The sequence below is a fragment of the Gemmatimonadaceae bacterium genome (assembly GCA_036003045.1).
Classification (GTDB): Bacteria; Gemmatimonadota; Gemmatimonadetes; order Gemmatimonadales; family Gemmatimonadaceae; genus JAQBQB01.
Genome location: DASYSS010000052.1, coordinates 149484 through 169998, shown reverse-complemented (window position 1 = coordinate 169998; position 20515 = coordinate 149484). Strand labels below are relative to the sequence as shown.

Annotated in this window: 22 protein-coding genes; 7 read left to right on the top strand and 15 right to left on the bottom strand. The window is 64.9% G+C overall.

Annotation, left to right across the window (positions count from 1 at the left end; all coding sequences use genetic code 11):
* Window positions 1–52 precede the first annotated feature (52 nt).
* Entirely contained in the window at window positions 53–3217 is a 3165-nt protein-coding gene (locus tag VGQ44_14280; GenBank protein ID HEV8447995.1) for a M1 family metallopeptidase, read from the bottom strand.
* Window positions 3218–3281: 64 nt separating this feature from the next.
* On the opposite strand from VGQ44_14280, the gene VGQ44_14275 reads away from it, so the two are divergent.
* On the top strand, window positions 3282–4331 hold the full coding sequence (locus tag VGQ44_14275) for a hypothetical protein (GenBank protein ID HEV8447994.1): 1050 nt from the start codon (window positions 3282–3284) through the stop codon (window positions 4329–4331).
* 108 nt (window positions 4332–4439) lie between these two features.
* On the opposite strand, the gene VGQ44_14270 is transcribed toward VGQ44_14275, so the two are convergent.
* The 6 genes from VGQ44_14270 to VGQ44_14245 all read right to left on the bottom strand — a co-directional run bounded on the left by VGQ44_14270 (window position 4440) and on the right by VGQ44_14245 (window position 10262).
* Window positions 4440–7148 (bottom strand): prolyl oligopeptidase family serine peptidase, encoded by a 2709-nt coding sequence (locus tag VGQ44_14270; protein HEV8447993.1) that lies wholly within the window; start codon window positions 7146–7148, stop codon window positions 4440–4442.
* A 130-nt stretch (window positions 7149–7278) separates the two neighbouring features.
* Window positions 7279–7818, bottom strand: coding sequence for a F0F1 ATP synthase subunit delta (locus tag VGQ44_14265; GenBank protein HEV8447992.1), 540 nt, complete (start codon window positions 7816–7818; stop codon window positions 7279–7281).
* Window positions 7818–8426: a F0F1 ATP synthase subunit B gene (gene atpF / locus VGQ44_14260; protein HEV8447991.1), complete on the bottom strand. Its 609-nt coding sequence runs from the start codon at window positions 8424–8426 to the stop codon at window positions 7818–7820. The genes VGQ44_14265 and atpF overlap by 1 nt, the downstream gene beginning before the upstream one ends.
* A 61-nt stretch (window positions 8427–8487) precedes the next feature.
* Window positions 8488–8772 carry an ATP synthase F0 subunit C gene (atpE, locus tag VGQ44_14255; protein HEV8447990.1) on the bottom strand — a complete coding sequence of 95 codons (285 nt, stop codon included), beginning with the start codon at window positions 8770–8772 and terminating at the stop codon, window positions 8488–8490.
* 246 nt (window positions 8773–9018) lie between these two features.
* Window positions 9019–9981, bottom strand: coding sequence for a F0F1 ATP synthase subunit A (atpB, locus tag VGQ44_14250; GenBank protein ID HEV8447989.1), 963 nt, complete (start codon window positions 9979–9981; stop codon window positions 9019–9021).
* The gene (locus tag VGQ44_14245; GenBank protein ID HEV8447988.1) at window positions 9978–10262 is read right to left on the bottom strand and encodes a hypothetical protein; all 285 of its coding nucleotides are present in this window, start codon (window positions 10260–10262) and stop codon (window positions 9978–9980) included. The genes atpB and VGQ44_14245 overlap by 4 nt, the downstream gene beginning before the upstream one ends.
* A 619-nt stretch (window positions 10263–10881) precedes the next feature.
* On the opposite strand from VGQ44_14245, the gene VGQ44_14240 reads away from it, so the two are divergent.
* A complete protein-coding gene (locus VGQ44_14240; protein ID HEV8447987.1) occupies window positions 10882–11421 on the top strand; it encodes a BsuPI-related putative proteinase inhibitor in 540 nt (179 codons plus the stop codon).
* Window positions 11422–11829: 408 nt separating this feature from the next.
* On the top strand, window positions 11830–12840 hold the full coding sequence (locus VGQ44_14235) for a MoxR family ATPase (protein ID HEV8447986.1): 1011 nt from the start codon (window positions 11830–11832) through the stop codon (window positions 12838–12840).
* Window positions 12841–12855: 15 nt separating this feature from the next.
* Here VGQ44_14235 and VGQ44_14230 read toward each other — a convergent pair whose 3' ends face one another.
* Together VGQ44_14230 and VGQ44_14225 are read right to left on the bottom strand one after the other, a co-directional pair.
* A complete protein-coding gene (locus tag VGQ44_14230) occupies window positions 12856–13821 on the bottom strand; it encodes a dienelactone hydrolase family protein (GenBank protein ID HEV8447985.1) in 966 nt (321 codons plus the stop codon).
* Window positions 13822–13929: 108 nt separating this feature from the next.
* Window positions 13930–14694: an isoprenylcysteine carboxylmethyltransferase family protein gene (locus VGQ44_14225; protein HEV8447984.1), complete on the bottom strand. Its 765-nt coding sequence runs from the start codon at window positions 14692–14694 to the stop codon at window positions 13930–13932.
* A 156-nt stretch (window positions 14695–14850) separates the two neighbouring features.
* Between VGQ44_14225 and VGQ44_14220 the strand changes: the two genes are divergently transcribed.
* Window positions 14851–15264: a hypothetical protein gene (locus VGQ44_14220; protein HEV8447983.1), complete on the top strand. Its 414-nt coding sequence runs from the start codon at window positions 14851–14853 to the stop codon at window positions 15262–15264.
* A gap of 21 nt (window positions 15265–15285) precedes the next feature.
* Here VGQ44_14220 and VGQ44_14215 read toward each other — a convergent pair whose 3' ends face one another.
* Window positions 15286–15474, bottom strand: coding sequence for a hypothetical protein (locus tag VGQ44_14215; GenBank protein ID HEV8447982.1), 189 nt, complete (start codon window positions 15472–15474; stop codon window positions 15286–15288).
* Between the two features lie 27 nt (window positions 15475–15501).
* Window positions 15502–15999 (bottom strand): hypothetical protein, encoded by a 498-nt coding sequence (locus VGQ44_14210; protein ID HEV8447981.1) that lies wholly within the window; start codon window positions 15997–15999, stop codon window positions 15502–15504.
* Between the two features lie 122 nt (window positions 16000–16121).
* Between VGQ44_14210 and VGQ44_14205 the strand changes: the two genes are divergently transcribed.
* On the top strand, window positions 16122–17039 hold the full coding sequence (locus tag VGQ44_14205) for a hypothetical protein (protein ID HEV8447980.1): 918 nt from the start codon (window positions 16122–16124) through the stop codon (window positions 17037–17039).
* An 11-nt stretch (window positions 17040–17050) separates the two neighbouring features.
* Here VGQ44_14205 and VGQ44_14200 read toward each other — a convergent pair whose 3' ends face one another.
* Complete coding sequence (locus tag VGQ44_14200; protein HEV8447979.1) at window positions 17051–17371, bottom strand: hypothetical protein; 321 nt, start codon at window positions 17369–17371, stop codon at window positions 17051–17053.
* Window positions 17372–17912: 541 nt separating this feature from the next.
* Between VGQ44_14200 and VGQ44_14195 the strand changes: the two genes are divergently transcribed.
* A complete protein-coding gene (locus VGQ44_14195; GenBank protein HEV8447978.1) occupies window positions 17913–18296 on the top strand; it encodes a hypothetical protein in 384 nt (127 codons plus the stop codon).
* A 10-nt stretch (window positions 18297–18306) separates the two neighbouring features.
* Here the strand turns inward: VGQ44_14195 and VGQ44_14190 are convergent, their stop codons facing one another.
* From VGQ44_14190 to VGQ44_14180, 3 genes are all read right to left on the bottom strand, one after another.
* Complete coding sequence (locus VGQ44_14190) at window positions 18307–18516, bottom strand: hypothetical protein (GenBank protein HEV8447977.1); 210 nt, start codon at window positions 18514–18516, stop codon at window positions 18307–18309.
* A gap of 69 nt (window positions 18517–18585) precedes the next feature.
* A complete protein-coding gene (locus VGQ44_14185; GenBank protein HEV8447976.1) occupies window positions 18586–19026 on the bottom strand; it encodes a GNAT family N-acetyltransferase in 441 nt (146 codons plus the stop codon).
* A complete protein-coding gene (locus VGQ44_14180) occupies window positions 19023–19550 on the bottom strand; it encodes a GNAT family N-acetyltransferase (GenBank protein HEV8447975.1) in 528 nt (175 codons plus the stop codon). Before VGQ44_14180 ends, VGQ44_14185 begins: the two co-directional genes overlap by 4 nt.
* A 174-nt stretch (window positions 19551–19724) precedes the next feature.
* Between VGQ44_14180 and VGQ44_14175 the strand changes: the two genes are divergently transcribed.
* Window positions 19725–20459, top strand: a complete 735-nt coding sequence (locus tag VGQ44_14175) for a hypothetical protein (protein ID HEV8447974.1) — start codon at window positions 19725–19727, stop codon at window positions 20457–20459.
* Window positions 20460–20515 lie beyond the last annotated feature (56 nt).

The window sequence follows — 20515 nt, the reverse complement described above, 5'->3', positions numbered from 1 at the left end:
GGTCATGGGACCGAAATAAAGATGGTCGGAAAAGGGGGCGGTAGACGCGGGTCTACCAGAGGTCGCCCACCGTAACGGTCCACCGCCGCGCGATCGATCCGTGTCCGCCCAACCCGGCCCCGCCCGCCAAACCGCTCTGGTTCACGAACACCGGCGCGTCGAGGCGCACGTACACGTCACGGTCGTAGAGACGGCCTCGTGCCACCAGACCGGCGCCCGCGTCGGCGAGCGTCTGGTTGGTCAGCACGGTGTATGCGGAAGTCCCTCGGCCCGCATCGCCGAACACGGCTACCGATATCGAGCCGTGCCCCCATCCCCCCTTCGCCTCCGCCAGCCGCTGGACTAACTCGCCGTTGACGGAGCCGACGGCGTCCAACGCCAAGTCGGTCCGGAAGCCTCGGAGCGCCGCGCCGCCGAGCGGCAGGTAGTTGATCCCCGGCTGCTTGAACAACGCGCCCCGCGCGCGGAAGAGATCGTTCCGGAACGTGTCGAACGGATCGTCGCTCGACGCGAAGATCGATCGCTGCTTCGGCGCGTTGTGCGCTACCCCGCCGTAGACGCGCACGTGTACCTGAGACGCGCTCCCGTTGATCGACCAGGTCCCGCCTATCGATGCGTCGGCGCGCACGTAGTCGCGCGTGTGCTCCTGCCGCGTCGCGAACACGCTGGTCGCGAGCCCCGACGCGAGCGACCCGCGCATCGTGATGTAATCGCTGTCCGCAGTCACCGCCGACCGGTAGGACACCGTTCCGCCCGCCTCGACCACGGTCGCTGGTGCCCACTGCTCAGGCAGGAGAAGCGAGTCGCTTGGCACGGCGACGGTCACGTACGTTTTTGCTTTGATCTGCGGCCCGGGCGTCGAAATGAATGGACTGAAATCCCAGTTCTTGTAGACGTCGGCCTTGAACAGCCCGTCCAGATAGTTCACGTCGGCGCCGTACCCCATCAGCGGCCGGTCGAAACCAGGCAGGTAGGGATTCTCGAGCCTCGCCCACGCGTTCGCTCGCGCGAGAACGTTCGACGTCTTTCCGGTGAACGGGTCGCGTGGATTGCGCGAGGTGAACGCGAAGCCGCCGTCGTGAATGTCCACCATCGACATGTAGTTCGTCTTGGCGCGCAGCCCGAGCACGATGCCCTGCGGATTCGAGTACCAACCGGCCGGCGCCAGCTCGACGAGCGTCTTGGCTCTATCCGCCTGGTCGAGGTACGGCCAGTTGAACGTGACGCGCGGCTCGGGGAGCGTGATCAGCATGTCCTCGGGCGAGTCGTTGCGCCTGTCCCAGTCCCAGGTGACATGGTACGGATCGAGACGCACTTCCTCCGGCCGCTGGCTCGTCGTCACCGTGACGACTTGGCGCGGATCACCCGTCGGGTTCACGCGCGCCACCGTCCAACCGCTCGACGTGCGGACCCCGACCGGCATCGGATGGCGCAAGTCGCCGCGTCGCACGACGCCGACCGCCGTTTTCCAACCGGTTCCGTCCTGGCCTATGCCGTACGAATCCACCGCGTAGTCCATGAGGCCAGTGCCGTGCACCCACTGGTCGAAGAACCAACCCAGATCCCGCGCAGATACAATTTCCGCCGCCGCGCGCATCGCCCGCTCGTCGACGTGCTTCAGCGCCCAGTCGTCGTAGTACCGTCGCAGGAACGCGCGGAAGGTCGAGTCGCCGAGCACGTCGCGCAGTTGGCCGTACATCAGCTTGGCCCGCGTGTAGATCATTTCATTGTAGATCTCGAACTCGGAGAAGTCGCCCGCGTTCGTGCCGACCGGCTGCGCGCGATCGAGAAGCTCCAAACGCAACGACGACAACCCGGCGCTGTCCTTCGCCGGGATCGTGGCCGCCTGAAGTCGATATCCGCGCGGAATGAGCGGTGGAACCTGCGGGCGGCCGATCTGCTCCTGGGGCGTCTTCTCGAGCGCCCAGTCCGTTTGATAGCTCGTCAGCCCTTCGTCCATCCAACCCGAGCGCCACTCGTTGTTGCCGAGGATGCCGTATGTATAGATGTGACCCGCCTCGTGCAGGATGAGGCCCTGCGACGCCGAATCGTCCATGATCATCATGGGGAACTCGGTGCCGCCCTTGTCGAGGCGGTGCACGTTGGTGATTTGCGGATAGGCATATGGCCCATAGACCGACTCGAGCCACTGAAGAGCGAACAGCGTTCGGTCGAGCGCGCGGCGGTCCGCCCACGTCGTTTCGTCGCCGGGCTTGAACAGCACGTTGACCGACACCGTGTCCCACGTCGGAAAGTGCGCGTGCGCCGGCGTCTGCCGAACGTACGTGCCGCCTTCGTATAAGTAGTCCGGCGACGCGCTCCAAGCGAAATGATGGACGTCGTTCGCGACGAACCGCACGGCCCTGAATCCCGCCGGCGTCTCGGCGGTGAGCGTCCGATTCGGCAGCTCCGAATACGCGTGTTCGGCGAGACGTGCCGGTCCGTTCTTCGAAACCCGCGTCCATCCGGGATCTCCGTCGACCGGCACACCGCTCGACGCCAGAACCTGATCGTCGCGCACGATCATTGTCACGTCGTACGTCCCGTATTCGCCGTATAGCTCGCCGGCAGGCTGGAGCGCATTCGCCTCCCAGCCGCCGCGGTCGTAAACGGCGACCTTGGGATACCACTGCGCGAAATCGTACGTTCGCCCGCGCCGCCCTTGTCGGCGCGTTACGGTCGACGGCCGGGCGTTCCAGGCGAAGTGAACGCGAATGGAATCGCGCGGCGCCAACGGCCGGGGCAGCCGAAAATGCGCGACGGTGCTGTCGGGCGCTCCCGGGTAGTCGACGACGACCGGGGTGCCGTCCACGGTCGGCGCTTGCGTGAACCGCTCGTAGCCGAAGTCCGGCTCGGCGAGATTTTGAAAGCGCACGCGATTCTCATTCTCGTCGCGCGTGCTCCACTTGGAGGCTGGCCGGAATGCGTTGAGGTACTGGTGGACGAACATCTCGCGCAGCGTATCCGGCGAGTTGTTCGTGTAGGTCAGCACTGCCTCGGACTCGAGCCGCGCCTGTGCCTCGTCGAGCTTGGCGACGACCTCGTAGTGCACTCGCTGCTGCCAGTATCCGGTCGTGTCCCCGGATGGAGGGCTCGTCGCACCGCGAAATGGGCGGCCCGGCTGTTGAAGGCGAAGGGGGACGGGGAGGACGAGGGAAAGCTCGGAAACGGGGGACCGAGCGGCAGCGAGCGACGCGGCGACGACGTATACGAGCATCTCTGATCGATTCGTGTTAGGCTACTTGCAGGGGCGGGGCTCCACACGTCACGTTCAACGCTCAATGTACTCGACGTGCATCTTTTGCAACCATTCGCTCGGCGCGAATAGGCGCATCGAGCACTTCCCGGTCGGCGAACGGTTGGCGTTCGACGGTACCAAGGGAAGGCTCTGGGCGGTCTGCCCGGATTGCCATCGCTGGAACCTCTCGCCCCTCGAAGAACGCTGGGAGGCGATCGAGGAATGCGAGCGCCTCTTCCGCGGCACGCTCGTACGCGTGTCGACCGAGAACATCGGCATGGCCCGTCTCGCCGATGGGCTCGAGCTGATTCGAATCGGCAAACCGCTGCGTCCCGAGTTCGCCGCGTGGCGATACGGCCGGCATTTCGGGACGAGACGGCGCCGAGCGGCGGTGATGGGCGGCGCGGGCGTGGCGGGCGCGGCAATCGCCGGAATCGCCCTGGGTCCCACAATCGCGCCAGCGCTCGGACTCGGCGCCATTTCGCTGGTCGCGGTGCCGGGCATCACGACTGTGATGGGCGTGATTCCGATGGTCGGCATTCTCGCCGCGCGCGACTACATCCAGCACGATCGAGTCGTCGCTCGGCTCGCTCAGGGCAAGCGGGTCGTCACGGTGCGCGCGAAGCACGTCGGCAACGTCGAGCTGGACGTGAGCGGCGCGGGGGAAGGGCGCGCGTCTCTCGTCGTCCATCATGATACCGGATGGACTCAGTTCAAGGACGCGGCCGCGATTCACGCGACGGGAGTCATCATCTCCGGCGCGAATCGATACGGCGCGCACCAGACGCGTGTGCAGGACGCCGTCCGCGAGATCGAGCACGCCGGTGACGCCGCGAGCTTCCTCTCGGCGGCGTCACGACGCAATTCGTGGCGCCATGGTCGCATCATGTCGCTCGTGAATCAGTACCGCCAGCTCGGCGCGATGAAGCTGTCGCCGATCGAGCGGCTCGCGCTCGAGATGGCCGTGCATGAGGAGAACGAACGGCGCGCCCTCGAAGGCGAATTGGCGATGCTGGAAACCGCGTGGCGCGACGCCGAACACATCGCGGCGATCTGCGACGACGATCTGACGCCGCCCAAGCTCTACGAGTGACGCCGGGGAGTGGCGACTGCCGCTCCCCCCCCCCGCCCCCCCGGCCACGCAAAGCACGACGCCCGCCGGAAGATCCGGCGGGCGTCGAGTAGAGTGGCCTTCGGCGTTTCAGGGAACGATCGCCGCGGGCTTGTCCATCTTTTTCTGCGGGTTCTTCACGTACACGTCGAACCAGGCGATCCAGCGAGCCCACTGGTCCAGATCCGACTCGCGCGTCGCCGGGCCGTGGTCCTCGTACGGATACATGAAGAGAGCGGCCTGTTTCCCCTGGCCTTGCAGCGCCTGCATCATGCGGATCGACGAGATCGGATCCGTGCCGACGTTCTGATCCTCGAGCGAGTGATACATCAAGACCGCGCCGCTCAAACGATCGGCGTAGAAGAACGGCGACATCTCTTCGTACGTGTCTTTCGCTTCCCAGAACGTGCGCCGCTCGTTCTGGAAGTTGTAGGGCGTGAGCGTGCGGTTGTACATGCCGTCGCCCGCGATGCCGGCCTTGAAATACGGCGTGTGCGTCATCGCGTTCATCGTGCTGAACGCCCCGTAGCTGTGGCCGCCGATGCCAAGTCGGTCGCGATCGAGGTAGCCCGCCTTGTCCACCGCGTCGATCACGAGATCGAGATCTTCACGCAGCTCATCGACGTAGTGGTCGTTCATGCGCCCGGTCGGTCCGACGATCGGAATGTCCACCGGCTGAATCACGACGTAGCCTTGCGTGACCCAGATCTCCGGGCTCCGTGCCGCGACGTTGGCGAACTGGTTGATGTTCGTCGTGCGGCGGCGTTGATCGTATTCAGCCTGCGTCGAGAACTCGGTCGGGTAGAACCAGATGATGCCCGGCAGACGCGTGCCTTCCTTGTAGTCGCGCGGCAGCGTGACGTCGATATAGAATTTGTAATTGTCGCGCGGACGCTCGACGAGCAATCGTTTACGGATCGCCTGCGAGACCTCGGGCGCGAAGTCGGTGTTCTTCGTCAGCTTCGTCTCCGAGCCGCTCTTCATGTCGCGCAGGTAGGAATCCGCGACCATCGTCGGCGACTGCTTCGTCACGATGACCTTCGAATAGTCGTCGTCCAGCGGCGCGACGACGTCCTCGGCGATGTCGCCCTTGCCTTCGAACAGCCGCGTCTTTTGGTCGGTCTCGATGTCGACCTTGTCGACGAAGTTGTGCGGCGCCTGCTTCGCCCAGTCGGCGAAGTACCGGGTTCCCTCGAGAAAAACGCTCTTCCCGTCCGTCGAGACGAGCACCACGTTGCCGCCATTCGGGCCGCGCTTCACCTGCAACGCGCCCGGGTTGGCGAAGAACGCCGAATCGCTCTGCGCACCGCCGCGACCGCCGCCACCACCGCCGCCGCCTCGACCACCGCGGCCGCCGGCCGCGATCGAGCCGCCCTTCGCGATCTCGTAATGCTTGCTCGGATCGGCGAGGCGCACGGCATAGAGATCGGTGCCTTCGCTCACGAACAACGTTTTTCCGTCAGCACTGAACTCGGCCGACGTCATGCGGCTGTTCGCTTCGAAGAGCTGCTTCACGTCGCCCGCGCCGAACGGCGGCGACCACAGGAAGAGACGATCCTTGCGGTTCGCTCCCCCTCCACCACCGCCGGCGCGACCCGCGCCGCGACCGGCCGCTCCACCGCCGCGCGCACCATTCTGCCCGGCTGGCGGGGCCTCGCTCTGGAGATACACGAGACCGGTGCCCACCGGATTCCACTGGATGTTGCGCTTCGCGGAATCCGCTTGACCACCGCGGCCGCCGAAGCCCGGGCCCGCGGCGAACGGCGTCGTATCGTTGGCGCCGCCGGTTCCTTCGCGAAGCGCCGTCTTGGAGATTTGCGCGAGCTCCTTGCCGCTCCCGTCCCAAATCTCCTCGACCGTTCCGAAGTTCGCGACGGGGACGAGGTACGAGTACGGCTTGGTCTGCAGCGTGACGCGGAAGTACTGCCCGTCCGGCGATGCGTCGACGCTCGTGATCAACGCGGGCGCGCCGATTTTCTTGACCGCCTTCGTCTTCACGTCGATCACGGAGAGCTGGCCGAGCGTATAGTAGTCGAGCAGATCCTTCTCGTATTGGTCGCGGAGGAGGCTCGCGTAGTTGCGGTTCTGGAGAACCTTCCCGGCTTCACTCGTGCGAACGAGCGGTCCCGTTTCAACCGGCGGCCGCTTCGGCTCGGCGGGACGACCGTCCGGCAGCAGCACGGCGATGATGCTTTTGCCGTCCGCCGTCCAATCGAAGGTCGTCACGCGCACCGCGAGTAGCGGCGTCTTTGCCGTGAGCAGGGTCGACTTCCCGGTCGCGACGTCGGCGACGTAGATGTCGGTTCTTGCGTCGAACGACGCGATGTAACCGATCGACTTTCCGTCTGGCGACCAAGTCGCACCGTTCACGACGGCGCCCTTTGGCGTCTCGATCGTACGGCTCGAGCCGTTCGTCGGGTCGAGCAGCGTCAGGCCGATGCTGCCGCGCGTCGTGAGCGCGCGCGCCCGGTTCGCCTTCCAGTCGATCTCGACGCCGCCGAGTCGATAGTGCGGCTTCCCGAACACGTCGATCGAGGCCAGGCCCTCGCTTTCCGTCTTCAAGAAAAGCTTGTGGTCGGGACTCGGATTCGTGTACGCCACGTTGTTCCGCGGCGCCGACACGATTCGATCGACGATCTCCGGCGGCTTGACGTACGTTTCCTTCGCCAGAACCTCCTTCGGATTCCAGCCTTGCTGCGTGACCGTTTGCGCCGATATCGGCGCGGCGAGAACGAGACCGGCGAGGCCGATCACTGTGCGCAACGAAGCACGCACGACGAGAGGGGACGAGCGCGTCATCTCTGACTCCACAGGTGGCGACAGGTGGACCGGGACAAACGTGGGTGGGCGCATCACGCCCCATTATACGGAAGGCGGGGGCCGTGTGCTGGCCCCCACCACCCGTCCACCCGTCCACCTGTCCACCCGCCTATCTGCCCAACATCTTTCCCCTCAGGATCGCCAGCCGTCGCCGGACCGACCCGTCGAGAACCGTGTCACCCACCCTGACCACGACGCCACCGAGCACGGCCGGGTCGACGTGGAAGTGCGGAACGACCGTCTTGCCGAGGACGCGGGAGAGCTGGGAGGTCACGAGCTCGCGGTCGCGCTCATCCGCGTCGCGCGCGACCGTCACCGACGCGTGGACCCGGCCTTCCACCTCGTCCATGAGGTCATGGTATTGGTGGGCGATGGCCGGAATCAGCATCTGGCGCCGGTGGTCGACCAGCGCCTGGAGGAACCGAACGAAGGTCCGCGGGAGCGCGCCGCCGTACGCCTTCTGGATGATCTCATTCTTTTGCTTGCTGCTGACTCGCGGCGACTCGAGGAAGACCCGAAGACGCCGGTCGGTCTCGAACGCGTTCGAAACGCTGTCGAACATCTCGCCCCAGCCACGCAGGTCGCCCGCGCGCTGCGCAAGCTCCAGCAGCGTCTCGGCATAGTTTCGAGCGATCGTGGGTTCGCGCATCAGCCGACCTTTACGTTGCCGATGGACGACAGGTAGGACTCGACGAGCTGGCGGTTCCTGGCCGACTCGAGGTTCTGCTCGATCACCTTGCTCGCGCCGGCGAGCGCCAGATCCACTGCTTCCTTCCGGAGCTGGGCGATCGCGCGATCCTTCTCGCTGTCGATCTCCCGACGAGCCCGCTCGAGCATCTCCTGCTGTTCGCGGCGCGTCTGGTCAAGCAGATCGCCCCGCATCTTCTCGGCGACCGATCGGCCGTCGGAAATCAGCTTTTGCGCCTCCCCCCGCGCGGCGTCGATTTGCGCCTGGTGTTCGGCGAGAAGCTTGGCCGCGGCGTCGCGATCGGCTTTCGCAGCGTCGATCGCCGCCTCGAGCGCCTTTTCGCGCGCCTCGACGGCAGCCGCGATGGGACCGAACGCGAATCGGCGGAGAATGAAGAACAGGATCAGGAAGATCGCGAGCGTCCAGAACATCAGGTTGAGCTGGAGGCCGACCAATGAGCGGCCAGGATGCTCGGGGGCGGGGCTAGCGGCGGCTTCCTGAGTAAGGGCGACGCTCGCCGCCACGGTCTTCGTGGCGAATACGGTCACCGACCAGAAACGCATACGCATGAGATAGTCTCGATTGAGGTGGCGAGACTGGCGCCCCCGGGGGCGCCAGTCGGCCGAATCGCTAGAAGTAGGTCTTGAGCTGAATCAACAAACACACGACGACGCTGAACAACGCGACGCCTTCGATGAGCGCCGAGAGGATCAGGGCGCCCGTCTGAATCGTGCCGGCGATCTCTGGCTGGCGCGCCATGCCTTCGGTCGCGCCCGCGCCAATTCGCCCAATACCGATACCCGCACCGATCGCGGCCAGACCAGCACCGACACCGGCACCGAGCATCGCCCAAGCGCCCGTATACGCGGGGTTGAAGGCCCCGGCTGCGGCCTGCAACAGCGGAAGAATTGCCATGGTTCAGTTCTCCAATCGAAACAGCGGTTCACATCCGTTGCTTCGCACCGGTTGGCGATCGTCCGCCGCAGTGCCGCTCGTCAACGAGCCCCGGGGCTCAACGAGCATCGCCAAGCATTCGCCCGGCTACTTCTGCGGAGGTTGAAGCACTTCCTCCGCAGTACTGCAACTGTATGGTTGACGGGTGGACGGCAAAAGCACTCACGTCTGGGTTTTTCCTGTCCACCTGTCCACCCGTCCACCTGTTTAGTGATGCGCCGCCCTGATCTGTCCAATGAAAACGGCGGCGAGCAGCGAGAAGATGAACGCCTGGATGAAGGCCACCAGGATCTCCAGCACCATGATGAAGAGCGCCATCAGTAAGGCGAGCGGGGCGAGCGCGAACACGAGCCACCCCACCATCATGAAGATCAGTCCGATCAGCGCGAGAATGATGACGTGACCCGCGATCATGTTCGCGAACAGACGGATCGTGAGCGCGAAGGGCTTGGTGAACTTTCCGACGATTTCGACCGGCGTCATGATAATCGTCATCGCCTTCAACAGCACCGGACCCTCGGGCCAGTAAATGATCGTGCCGATGTAACGCGCGCCGAGCGCTTTGATGCCGGCCGCCTCGATCACGACGAAGGTGATGATGGCCAGCGTCGCCGTGACAGCGATGTTGCCCGTCGGCGTCGATCCGTATGGAATCAGCCCGAACAGGTTACAGACCAGAATGAAGAAGAAGAGGGTGAGCACGAACGGGACGTATCGTTCGCCGCCATGGCCTCCGAGTACCGGGACGTAGATCTCGTTTCGGAGGTACAGGATCACCGCTTCGAGCCCGGCGGCGAATCCTCTGGGGCTCCCCGCTCGCTGCGTGCTCCGGACGTGTACCCTGGCCGTCCAAATCAGCACGATCGTCAGGAGCACGGCCGCGAACAGCATGAAGAAGATGTGCTTCGTCAGCCCCATGTCGAACGTGTGTCCGGCGATCGTCACGTTCCACGTAGCGAACGTGTGCTCGCAGGACCACTCCTGGAGACTCTTGAAGCACGGGAACTCGATGGTCTTCGAGTCCGTGATGTGCGGCATGATGATGTCCGCGGGGCCGAGCTGTTTGGCGAAGGGAGTGACGGGCTCCTGCGCTCCCTGGGCGCGTGCCGCGGTCGGTGCGAGGAGCGCGGCCGCGACGAGCCATCCGAAAAACCGCGAGGTCAGTCTCATGTTCGAATCAGCAATGGTTCGAGCAATGACGATGCGAAGAGTAAGGTCGCCAAGGTGATCAGCGCCGCGACCGGCGGCAGCCTCAAGGCGAGTGCAACGACCAGCGCGTAGCCGACGAGGCCCAGGAACCGAACCAGCATCCCGGCCCCCATTCGGGCCGTGATTCCAGCTCGGCCCGCAGCTCTGGCGACGGCGAACGCCGCCAGCTGGAGCAGGACGGCAAACCCGGCGCTGATCCAGACGGCGGAACGCTCACCGGGCCCCCGAAATGCGAGGCTCAAAAGCGCTCCCCCCAAACCCGCTACCGCCGCAACGAGTAACCCGTACCGCGCAAGTGCCTTTGTCACCTACCCCGCCCGGTCCCGCCGTCAGATTGTCCCTGGGCGACGACGTCCTTGGACCTTCGTTGAGCTGCTGTAACGCGCCGATACATCGAGTAAAAGCCGCCAGCCGCGCCGACGAAAACGAAGATGAGAAGGAGCCACGGGGACGTGCCTAATCTTTTGTCGAGCCAAACGCCGGCGAACACGAAGACCAGGATCGTGAGGGCGAACTGGAGTCCGATCCCAGCGAATTCCGCCCCGGACACGACCTGGGCGGTGCCGCGGCTGACCCTGCTTCCGCGTCCTTCCGGCCCCTTTGGCGCGTCCCGCTTGTCGTCCATTTCGATGCAGAATTTAGGAGCTTGTGAAATTTTTCGCAAGCAAACCTGGCAGTCTGCAACGCCGATTGCCAAACGCACGACCGGTGCTCATAAGTCGATGCATCACCGTTGCTTCGCCGTTGCCTCTCATGTTGACTATTCGTCCACGCGCAGATAGGTTGGCGCACGGCCGTACTGTGAACGGTTACTGCGGTTCACGTGCAACCGGGGGCCAACCCTCGCCGCCACCGGGATTCATGAACATTCGTATTGCCATCGCGTTGGCTTTCGTAGGCGCGCTCGCGTTCGCCTGCAGCCCGCGCTCGCGCTCCAGCTCACAAAACTCGCAGCCCGCCGCGCTCGCGAGCGCCATGCCGTTGAGAACCAGCGCAACCGGCGAAATCGTCGAACGACCGGAACGTCCGCGCGCTCGACCGGCGTCATCGCAGAAAACAGAAGCGAAGCTCGACTCGCATCTCGACGTCACCGTTCAACCACGTGCGATTCAGTTCGCGCTCGGCGTGAAGAACGTCGGTAAGAAACACCTCGAGCTCACGTTCCGCAGCGGACAGTCGTACGACTTCGTCGTCGTCGACTCCATCGGACGCGAGGTGTGGCGCTGGTCCGCCGGCCGCATGTTCACGCAAGGCGTCCAGAACAAGCAGCTGAGCGGCGGCGACTCCATGCACGCGCGCGAAACGTGGATGGCGCCGACACCCGGCCACTACACCGCGATCGCCACGCTCAACAGCGCCAATTTCCCCACCGAACAGCGCGCCGACTTCGTCGTGCCGTAAGAAAACTCTAAGGCTCCACGTACCACGGATCGGGCCGCCCATCTCGGCGGCCCGTTGTATTTCTGCCTAGATAACTAGGACTGCAACAGCCTGACGCAGAGGACGCAGAGAAACAGAGGGACGCAGAGGAAAGCAAACAGCGAAGAAACACTTGGCTGTCGACCTCAGTCAGCCACGCCGCAGCTGCCCGAGGTCGTTCTCAAAAGCCGCTTCGCTCTTTCTCCTCATGTGTTCCCTCTGCGTCCTCTGCGTCCTCTGCGTCCTCTGCGTCCTCTGCGTCCTCTGCGTCTCTGCGTTGAGTAGTTGCAGTTGTCGTCCAGCAGCCCGGAATCGGCCGGCCCTGGACCGTCGGGCCGCACCGGTTAGGTTGTCCCGGACACCTCAATCGCGAGACAGGAGCGATCCCGAGTGGCGACGCGACAGGCAACGGTGGACGATTCGCGCGACGTCGAGCTGCTCGAGCAGCTCGCGCGCGCACGATCGGAGTTGATCGCGCAGATCGGCCGACGGATCATCGGGCAGCACAAGATCGTCGACGATCTCGTCGCGGCGCTCCTCGCCGGCGGCCACGTGCTCCTCGTCGGCGTTCCCGGTCTCGCCAAGACGCTCCTCGTGCAGACCGTCGCGCAGGCGCTCGATCTCACGTTCTCACGCGTGCAATTCACGCCGGACCTGATGCCGAGCGACATCACCGGTACCGAGCTGCTCGAGGAAGATCACACATCGGGCGGCGCGCGCCGGTTCTTCAAGTTCGCGAAGGGCCCGATCTTCGGGAACGTGGTACTCGCCGACGAAATCAACCGCGCGCCGCCGAAGACGCAGGCCGCGCTGCTCCAGGCCATGCAGGAGCATGCCGTTACCGCGGCGGGCCAGACTCACCGGTTACCGGAGCCGTTCTTCGTCCTCGCGACGCAGAATCCGATCGAGCAGGAAGGCACGTATCCGCTGCCCGAAGCGCAGCTCGACCGCTTCATGATGCAGCTCACGATCGGCTACCCGAGCCGCGACGAAGAAGAGAGAATCGTCGCCGCGACGACGGGCGACCTCGACGTCGAGATCCGACCTGTGCTCGACGCCGCGCAACTGTTGCAGCTCCAGCATCTCGTGCGCCGCCTTCCCGCGCCGCCGTCGGTCGTCAGCTACGCGGTCAAGCTCGCGCGTTCCACGCGCCCCGCCGCCGATGAAGCGACGCCGATGGTCAAGAAATACGTGAGCTGGGGCGCCGGCCCGCGTGCGTCGCAGTATCTCATACTCGGCGCCAAGGCACGCGCGGCGATGGACGGGCGCGGCGTGCCCGATCTCGAGGATGTGAACGCGATGGCAGTCCCAGTGCTCACCCACCGCGTCGTCGTGAACTTCCAGGCGGAGGCCGAGGGGATGTCGCCCGAGCGCTTGGTGACCGTCCCCTCGAAGCCGTAACCGCGCGGGCGGGGATTACATCATCCCCATGTTCTTCTTGAGGAAAGCGATCGTCTGCGGCCACGCTTCCTTGATCGCCGCAAGATTTCCCTGTTGGACAACTTCGTTGGGCGGGGTCTTCGGGTCGTCCTGGGCGCGAACGAACCCGTGCTCGGCGTTCGGGAAATTCTTGCCGTAGTACGACTTATTCAAAGCCTTCATCGCTGAGTCGACGCCAGGCATTCCAGCCCCTGTTCGTGCGTCTATGGCGCCGTTGAACATCATCACCGGCACTCTGATTTTGGCGAGCGAATCGCCGATCGGTACGGCCCCGTTCATGTAGGGAAGGCCGTAGAACGCCACACCACCCGATAATCCCTGAATGCCGCCGTTGATCATGTGGTCCCAGACCGTTCCACCGCCCCAACAAAACCCGATCACCGAATATTTCTGAGCGGCGGAAGGCTGTGACATCGCATAACGTGCCGCGGCGTCGATGCCCTCGTTTCGCTCGGCGATCGATACGCCGCGGATGAGTGCTCGGGCTGTATCCCCCGACAACTCCACCGTGCTCGCCCCGCCACGGACTCGAGAGAGCAAGTCGGGTGCGATCGCGATGAAGCCGTCCGCCGCTACCTGATCGGCTACGCCGCGCACCCATGTTTGAAGTCCGAAGATCTCGTGCACGACGACGACTACGGGCGTGCGCGGGTTGGACGTGGCAGGGTAGACCACCCACGCCATCAGCGAATCCGACGAGCCGGGCCGCCAGGCGATTTTGACCCACTCGCCATGCCGGTTGCTCGCCGCGAGCCTGGCCGCCGCCTGGTTCGCGCTCGGCGGCAGCGCGGGGTTGCCTTGGTTGTTCGATGCCGCAACCGAGGTCGCCGCGAGATCGCCGGCCGCCATGTGCGACATGTGCTCGTCCATTTGCTGCGGGCGGTGACACGCCGCCAGTGAAAGCGCGGCTACAGCGCCAACGAAAATGCGCGGGAACGACATACGCAGCTCTCCGTCGTGTGAGGGCTATGATTTTTTCTGCGGGGGCCGCAAATCAATACGCGGCCTGACAATAGATTCCCCGTCCCCCGCGCGGAAGGGCGGCGGACCTCAGAGAATCCACGGAATCAACGCGCGTGTTTGGCGACGATATTCCTCGTAGCGAGGGCCGAAGACCCGCGCGAGGCTCTGCTCCTCGAGTCGAATCTTCCTCAGATACGTCGCGACGACGACGGCGACGGCGAGAAACGCGTGCAGATCTCCCGACACGAGGGCCGAACCAAGAAACATTCCGAGGATGGCCGTATAGATCGGATGCCGCATAAAGCGATATGGCCCCGACCGGACGAGCTCGTGGTCGACCTTCTCGGTGATGGCGCCGCTCCAGTTGCGGCCGAGCGTGCGCCTCGCGCTGATCGCTAGACCAAAAAAGGCTGCCTGCACCGCGAGGCCGAGGTAGACCCACCCGGTGCCAACCGGCAGGATGCGGTGGTCGAGCCATGGAAGCGGCGCGAACAACAGAAAGAATCCCAGCAGCAGCAGGTATTGATGTAAGGCCCGCGATTTCGCCGACTCCGAGCGAACCGTCGATGCCGTTTTCGTCGCGGAGACGCCCCAGTACACTTGCCACGCGATCCAGAGCAGCGCCGAAATCGTGAACGGCGTGGAAAGAATCCGCGCCCGGTAGTACACGACCAGCGCGAGAAGCGTCAGCAGGATCGCCTGTACCGTTAGTTGCGCCGCCCGCCCGGTCAGCCGCAGCGGACCCAGCGCCAGAACCGCCGTTTGAGACCGTGTTCGGTTTGCGGCGACGGCGGGGTTCGCCTCGTCGGCCTGGGCTTCTTTCACCGCGTGGTCGACGCGTTCAGAGGTCATGGAATCCCCTCGAGGGGCCGTCCTGGTTTCGGGGCCGATGTCGGACCTTCGTCCAATCTTTGGCCAAAGCCCTTGCGGACTCTTGCCTTCCCCGCTGATTATGTCGCTGTCTGGCGCGAACTTGCAAACGCTCTCGATCCGCCGAGAGGAACACCGATGGGTCTCCCGCAGCGCGCAGGATCACCCGCAAGCTCGTTCTCCGCGCTTCCCCCAGGCGTCGCTCACGCCGCGGGAGAGTATCAGCGACTGCGTGAGATCGAAAAGGGACATCTCGCCTTGATGGCGCGGCATAACCTGCTCGCCGACTGGACGCCGGAGATTCGGGAGACGGTCATCGAGGCGCGCAAGCACATTCAAGAGGCGAACATAGCGCGCGAGAAGCTGCGCGGGCTCGTCCGCGATATCGTCACGACGCTGCGCGCGGAACGGATGTCGCTCTCCGGAGTGCTACGACACGCACGCTCGCTGCTGCAAATGCTCGAGGCGTCGGGCGCGATCCAGAGCGACGGCGGCTGGCTCGAAGCCGACGTGCTCGAATGGGCGATCGAGGACTACGAGTCGAGCGCGTGACAGCCACCCGACTCCGGAGCGTCAGACGCGCGCGCGCCACTCCGCGGTCGCCTCGGGGACCAGTCGTGCTCCCCAATGACTGACCTCGAGGATGTAGTAGTCGCGCCGCTTCGGATCGCGGGGATCGACGACCTCGTAGTACGTCGGCTGGGGCTCGACCCTGACGGTGAGCCCGTTGCATTCGCCGCCTTCACAAGTGACTTGAATCATGCGTTCGTCCTCCCCCACCGGCGGTCGTCAGCTCGCCTGTTGAACGGCGGACCTGGCGCCGGTGAGAAACCGGGGCCCACTCTCACACGCGCGCTCGACCGTGCGCGCGATACTCTCCGGCAGTCGGACCGCGCCGCGCGCGTGCGCTTCGAGCACGAGCGCGAGGGCGCGACGCTGACGGTCGAACGCGGAAAGCAGTTGCGCCCCGCCGTCGGGGGTCGCGAACACTCCGTGCACGAGCCCCTGCAACGAGCTCTGCTCGGCCGCGTCCGATGATGCGTCGTTCATGCAGACTTCGAGATTCCAGGTTTGGCGGTGGTGCTCGCACAAACCAGTCCTGCTATCTGGGGATGCGCCCTGGGTGCACGCCGCGCAAAGAGCGATCGCGCGCAGCAGGTCCGCACTCGGAACGAAAGCCATCGGGTCTTCCTCGAGAACTTGTCGTAGCTCCTTCGCCAGGTCAGGATCGCGCGTCGTGGCGTAGACCAGGTGAAGGCGGCGGCGCGCGTTGGGTTCGATGCTCATGACTGGACTCGCCGCGGGATTGATCGCACGCTGTTACTGGGGTTTGAAATGCCTGTCAGAAGAGTGAGCGAGGATGGGGCGGCGGCGCCGGCGCCCGCATCCTCGCCGTTCGCAGATCCCACATGACCACGCCGTCGACTCCTGCTCTCTCGCCGAACGCGCTCGAGACGCTCGACCGCCATTGGGCGGTGAAGGTCGTCACGCCCGAGGACCGGGCGTCGTCCATCCAGTTCGCAATGGGTGTGCTCACGCGGCTCGGCGCCGGCGAGGCTCCGCCGCCTGAGACGACGCTGCCCGAGTTCGTCGTGCCATTGGCTGGCGCGTACGTCATCGCGGCCAGTGAGTGGCTCGACTTCGAGGGATCCGCGTCGCCCAGCGCGCTGCTCTCCGCCGAACAAGAGGCCCAACGCACGGCTCACATCGAGGTTGGCGCCGATCGAGCGTTCACGCTCACGGCCGCGCTCCCGGTCGAGGCGCACGAGCAGGTCGCCGCCCTCTACCGGACATTGCTCCTCGCCGGGCTCGCCCAGCTCGGCAACAAGCACACCGAGTTTCGCCATTGGCTGCGCGCCTATGCCCCCGTGCTCTTCCCGCCCGAGGAACGCGGAGCGGGCGGCGAGCGATGGGACATCGTGCTGCTGCGACGCGTGGTCGAGCTCTGGACTCACGTGCTCCGCGGCGCCGGACCGTCGGGCCTCGGACACGCGATGGAGCTCATCGCGTCGATTCGTGAAGAGCGACCCATTCGCGAGGTCGCCCTGCTCGCGACCATCGATCCCGCCGACGAGACGCGCACGCGGTTCTACCTCTTCACGCTGTTCCATCTGACCGAGGCGGCCACCGAGCTGCTGCTCTTCCGCCTCCACGGCGAGCCGTCGCGTGTCGACGCGCGGCTGTACAGCCACTTCACCCTCGCCCGCGACGCCGCCGGCGGCGATCCGCGTCTCGACGCAAGCTTCGATTGGCTCTACGAGGCTGCCCGTCGAGTGGTCGAGCTGCGCACGGCGCAACTCGAGCTCCTCCCCGAAGCCGCTCGTTGAGCGTTCTCTGATCATCGCGGTGATCGCCGGGTGCTCCCCACGAGCATGCGGTGCCCACTCGGCGACCGCGCGACGACGACCGACACGCGCGATCCCGCGCGCGCGGCAGGTCTGAGGGCGAGCACCCGCGCGCCGGACTGCGTGGAAGGCGCGACGTCATCGGCGAGACGGAACCACGCCACATCGCCCGCGTCCTTCGTGCAGCGAACGTAGTACGCATCAGCCGACCAGAAGCCGTCCCAACGCTCGCCTTCGGTAAGGTCGGCGAGCAGCGCCGTACGCGGCGCTTCCTCGAGCGGTTCAGGCGGCGTTGCACAACTGACGAGTCGCATTGCAGGGAAGACGCGAGTTGTCGGTGGGAAGAGACGTCGTGACGCCGATGTTGCAATCGGAAGGGAGCGGAACGTAGAAAACACTGATTCAAAGCGCAATAGTAAAGTTTTCCATAACTCGTTGTCGTTGCTGTGGATAGCGAATGTGGACAGTTGTCGATAATGCGGTAACTCCGTTGGTGAGTGCGCTTAAGACCCGGCCTCGTCCTGTTGAAAACGATTGTGGACAGATGTGTACGAACGGAAAGCGACGTTCGGAGAGCGGCGCGCGGAGAACGACGACACCCGAGTCGAAAAACGGCGCGATTTTCGGCGCATTTGGCGCAAAAAAACGCCGCGCCGATACTCGCTGGCGCGTAACCAGTTGCATCGTCTCCGCGGTCCCAAGCGTGTCGAGAAAAACACAGCTGTCCACACGCAGATGTGGACAGCCTGTTGATAGCATCAACGTTGCTGACCACCCTGGCGCAATGAAGCACCGCGGCAATATTGCCAGATCTCAAATGTCGTCGCGTGGGACCGCGCGACGCGCCCAACGAGCATGACGAGAACGAGTCTCGATCGACGATCCACCGACACGCTGATGGCGAAGTTGGTGGTGTATCTGGGCGAATTGGAGCGCGCGTTTCTCGCGCGCAACTCGCTGCGCGTCACGGCGCTGCTACGCCGCCGCATGGCGGGACATCTCCCGCGTGTGGTCCGGGAAGAGTTGATGGTGCTAGCGCGCGCGCCGCGCGACAGTCTTCGCGCGCCGGTGCAGTTCTATCGCTTCGAGCACCGCATGGCGCAACTCGCGAAAGGCGGCGAACGACTTCTCGCCGCACAGATGGAGCTTCGACTCGATCCGCGCGTCGGGGGCACGGCGCGTCGTCGCGCGCGCTCCGCCGCGGCGCACGCTCCGGCCGAGCGGGAACGAGACGACTGACGCCGCGGAGTTAGCCCTCCGACGATCCCTCGTCGAGCGACGCCTTGAGACCCGCGGTGAGCTCTTGCTCGCCGCTGATGATCGCGCGCCATGAAACCTCCGGACCATTCCGGCGGCCCTTTTCCGTCACTTTGATTCCGTCCGGGCCGATCGCGATGGTGTAGAGTTTTCCGTCGAGCTCCAGCTCCCGCTTGATCGTTTTGTCGAGCTTCGCAGTCATCCTTCCTCCTCTATGGTTCGGGCACCAGGTGCCGTGCGAATCGAGTAAAACAAAGTAGCACCCTCCGGATCAAGAAGGCGGCGCGCGGCGTTCCATATATGTAGAGGTCGCCATTCGGGTGGAGAACCCAAATCGTTCGTACAGTGCCTGCGCATCGCGCGTGAGGAGAGCGATGCGCCGAAGCCCTTGGAGGTCCGGATGCGCGAGGATTTCCTCGACCATCCACGAGCCGATCCCTCGCCCGCGAGAGTCGTCCGCCACGATCACGTCGGTGAGATACGCGAAGGTCGAGAGATCCGTGACCGCGCGCGCGAACGCGACTTGCCGGGAGCCGTCGTAGACCCCCACGCACAGCGAGTTCGCGATCGAGCGCGCGAGGATATCCACCGTGACCTCGGCGCCCCAATGAGAATCGTGCAACATCGCGAGCACCGCACGTTGGTCGATTCTCGCTCGGTCGGTCGACAACAACAGATCGCCGCGCCGGCGCTCGACCAATCGATCGTTCATGGAGATTTCGCCTCGCGCAGCTCCAGCACCAACAGGTCGCTCGCCACCTCGAAGCCCGTTCGACTGTAGAGAGGAACGCTGCGTTCCGACGGCCACAGAAACACCGTGTCCACGCCGTGCGCTTTGCAGTGCGCGACTGCCGCGCTCAGAATCCGAGTCCCAAGGCCGCTGTTTCGCGCTTCGGGAACGATGAAGAAGTTCGAGATATATGCGTGCAGCTCGGACTCGGGGCCGGGATTCGGAATCTTCTCGACGATCTGCACCCAGAGGTTGCCGACGATCGTGCCGTCGCGCTCCGCCAACCAAACCGTCCATCGCGAATCGCCGCGAAGCCGCGGCCGCATCCAATTGGAGCAGCGAGCGGCGAACGCGTCGCGCGATTCCGTGGCGGGCCGCCGCTCGAGGCGGAACGCGTAGCGCAGTTGGGCGAGCGCGTCGGCATCGCGAGGAAGCGCACGCCGAATCTGGACGGTCGTCGACTGACTGTTCCCGATTGCGCGGGCCTCGATGGGCGGTTGTTGCATAGGTGACCCAAAGCACGATAACGAGGCCGGATACTCAGGCGACAGCCTGAGTCGGACGTCCCCAAAAGGCAGAATGACCGATTCCTATTTCGGTTGCGACTGGCGAAACGCGAGGCGGTTGCGGCAAAGCGCATGAGCTCGTCCCGACTCTTGGTACGAGTGACGAGGAGACGGATGACGCACGCGATGGAACTGCCGACCAATGCCTGCCCCCACGAGCTGCGTCCCGGGACGACGGTGTGTTTGCACTGTCGGTGGGAAGCAAAGAGCGCCGCGCGCAAACGACGACGCCGGCTTCTCATGAAAGGAAGCTCGGGAATCGCGTTGCTCACGACGCTTGCCGTGATAGGTCTCGTGGGACGGGTCACGATCCTTCAGCACATGTCCGCCGCGGGAATACGCGTTGTGACGAGCGACGTCGGCGGTGACGCCGCGCCACCGATGCCGGTTATCCGCCATCGCGATCCGGCCACCCAACAGGGCGTCAACGCCCCGTCCACGTCGGCTCCGACGCCGGCGCCCGTCGCCACCATTGCCCTCTCACCCGTGAGCCCAGTTGTTCCGCAGGGGCAATCGACGCTGCCGGACAGCCTGATGGCGACGCGCGCCGACAGCGTCATCACGGTCTCGTTCGATCGGACGATGATTCGCACGCGCAACCCTTGGAAGTTCGAGCGGCTCGTCAGAACGACGCTGCCGGCGCTATACGGCCCGGCGGCCGACTCGGCGCTCTCGAGAATCCCCGAAGGCGGTCTGGCTCGCCAGGGCGACCTGATCAATGAACTCCCGACCCGCGGCATGCGCATTCCGGTCGCGCCGGGCTGGACGTTTACGCTCTTCCCGATCACGCGGCCAGGCCATGACGGCCCGCTGGTCACTCAGTACCGGGTGTCCGTCGTGCGCGGATAGCCGGCAGAGACCATCGTCTTGCCCCTCGTCCGTTCGAAACAGGCGCGCCCCAACTA

Excerpts from the sequence above, each read along its gene's own strand:
- VGQ44_14280 (HEV8447995.1), bottom strand. The coding sequence starts at position 3,217 with ATGCTCGTATACGTCGTCGCCGCGTCGCTCGCTGCCGCTCGGTCCCCC.
- VGQ44_14180 (HEV8447975.1), bottom strand. The coding sequence starts at position 19,550 with ATGCAACAACCGCCCATCGAGGCCCGCGCAATCGGGAACAGTCAGTCG.
- atpB (HEV8447989.1), bottom strand. The coding sequence starts at position 9,981 with ATGAGACTGACCTCGCGGTTTTTCGGATGGCTCGTCGCGGCCGCGCTC.
- atpE (HEV8447990.1), bottom strand. The coding sequence starts at position 8,772 with ATGGCAATTCTTCCGCTGTTGCAGGCCGCAGCCGGGGCCTTCAACCCC.
- VGQ44_14275 (HEV8447994.1), top strand. The coding sequence starts at position 3,282 with ATGTACTCGACGTGCATCTTTTGCAACCATTCGCTCGGCGCGAATAGG.
- VGQ44_14240 (HEV8447987.1), top strand. The coding sequence starts at position 10,882 with ATGAACATTCGTATTGCCATCGCGTTGGCTTTCGTAGGCGCGCTCGCG.
- VGQ44_14205 (HEV8447980.1), top strand. The coding sequence starts at position 16,122 with ATGACCACGCCGTCGACTCCTGCTCTCTCGCCGAACGCGCTCGAGACG.
- VGQ44_14190 (HEV8447977.1), bottom strand. The coding sequence starts at position 18,516 with ATGACTGCGAAGCTCGACAAAACGATCAAGCGGGAGCTGGAGCTCGAC.
- VGQ44_14185 (HEV8447976.1), bottom strand. The coding sequence starts at position 19,026 with ATGAACGATCGATTGGTCGAGCGCCGGCGCGGCGATCTGTTGTTGTCG.
- VGQ44_14195 (HEV8447978.1), top strand. The coding sequence starts at position 17,913 with ATGACGAGAACGAGTCTCGATCGACGATCCACCGACACGCTGATGGCG.
- VGQ44_14210 (HEV8447981.1), bottom strand. The coding sequence starts at position 15,999 with ATGAGCATCGAACCCAACGCGCGCCGCCGCCTTCACCTGGTCTACGCC.
- VGQ44_14230 (HEV8447985.1), bottom strand. The coding sequence starts at position 13,821 with ATGTCGTTCCCGCGCATTTTCGTTGGCGCTGTAGCCGCGCTTTCACTG.
- VGQ44_14270 (HEV8447993.1), bottom strand. The coding sequence starts at position 7,148 with ATGACGCGCTCGTCCCCTCTCGTCGTGCGTGCTTCGTTGCGCACAGTG.
- atpF (HEV8447991.1), bottom strand. The coding sequence starts at position 8,426 with ATGCGTATGCGTTTCTGGTCGGTGACCGTATTCGCCACGAAGACCGTG.
- VGQ44_14175 (HEV8447974.1), top strand. The coding sequence starts at position 19,725 with ATGACGCACGCGATGGAACTGCCGACCAATGCCTGCCCCCACGAGCTG.
- VGQ44_14265 (HEV8447992.1), bottom strand. The coding sequence starts at position 7,818 with ATGCGCGAACCCACGATCGCTCGAAACTATGCCGAGACGCTGCTGGAG.
- VGQ44_14200 (HEV8447979.1), bottom strand. The coding sequence starts at position 17,371 with ATGCGACTCGTCAGTTGTGCAACGCCGCCTGAACCGCTCGAGGAAGCG.
- VGQ44_14215 (HEV8447982.1), bottom strand. The coding sequence starts at position 15,474 with ATGATTCAAGTCACTTGTGAAGGCGGCGAATGCAACGGGCTCACCGTC.
- VGQ44_14220 (HEV8447983.1), top strand. The coding sequence starts at position 14,851 with ATGGGTCTCCCGCAGCGCGCAGGATCACCCGCAAGCTCGTTCTCCGCG.
- VGQ44_14225 (HEV8447984.1), bottom strand. The coding sequence starts at position 14,694 with ATGACCTCTGAACGCGTCGACCACGCGGTGAAAGAAGCCCAGGCCGAC.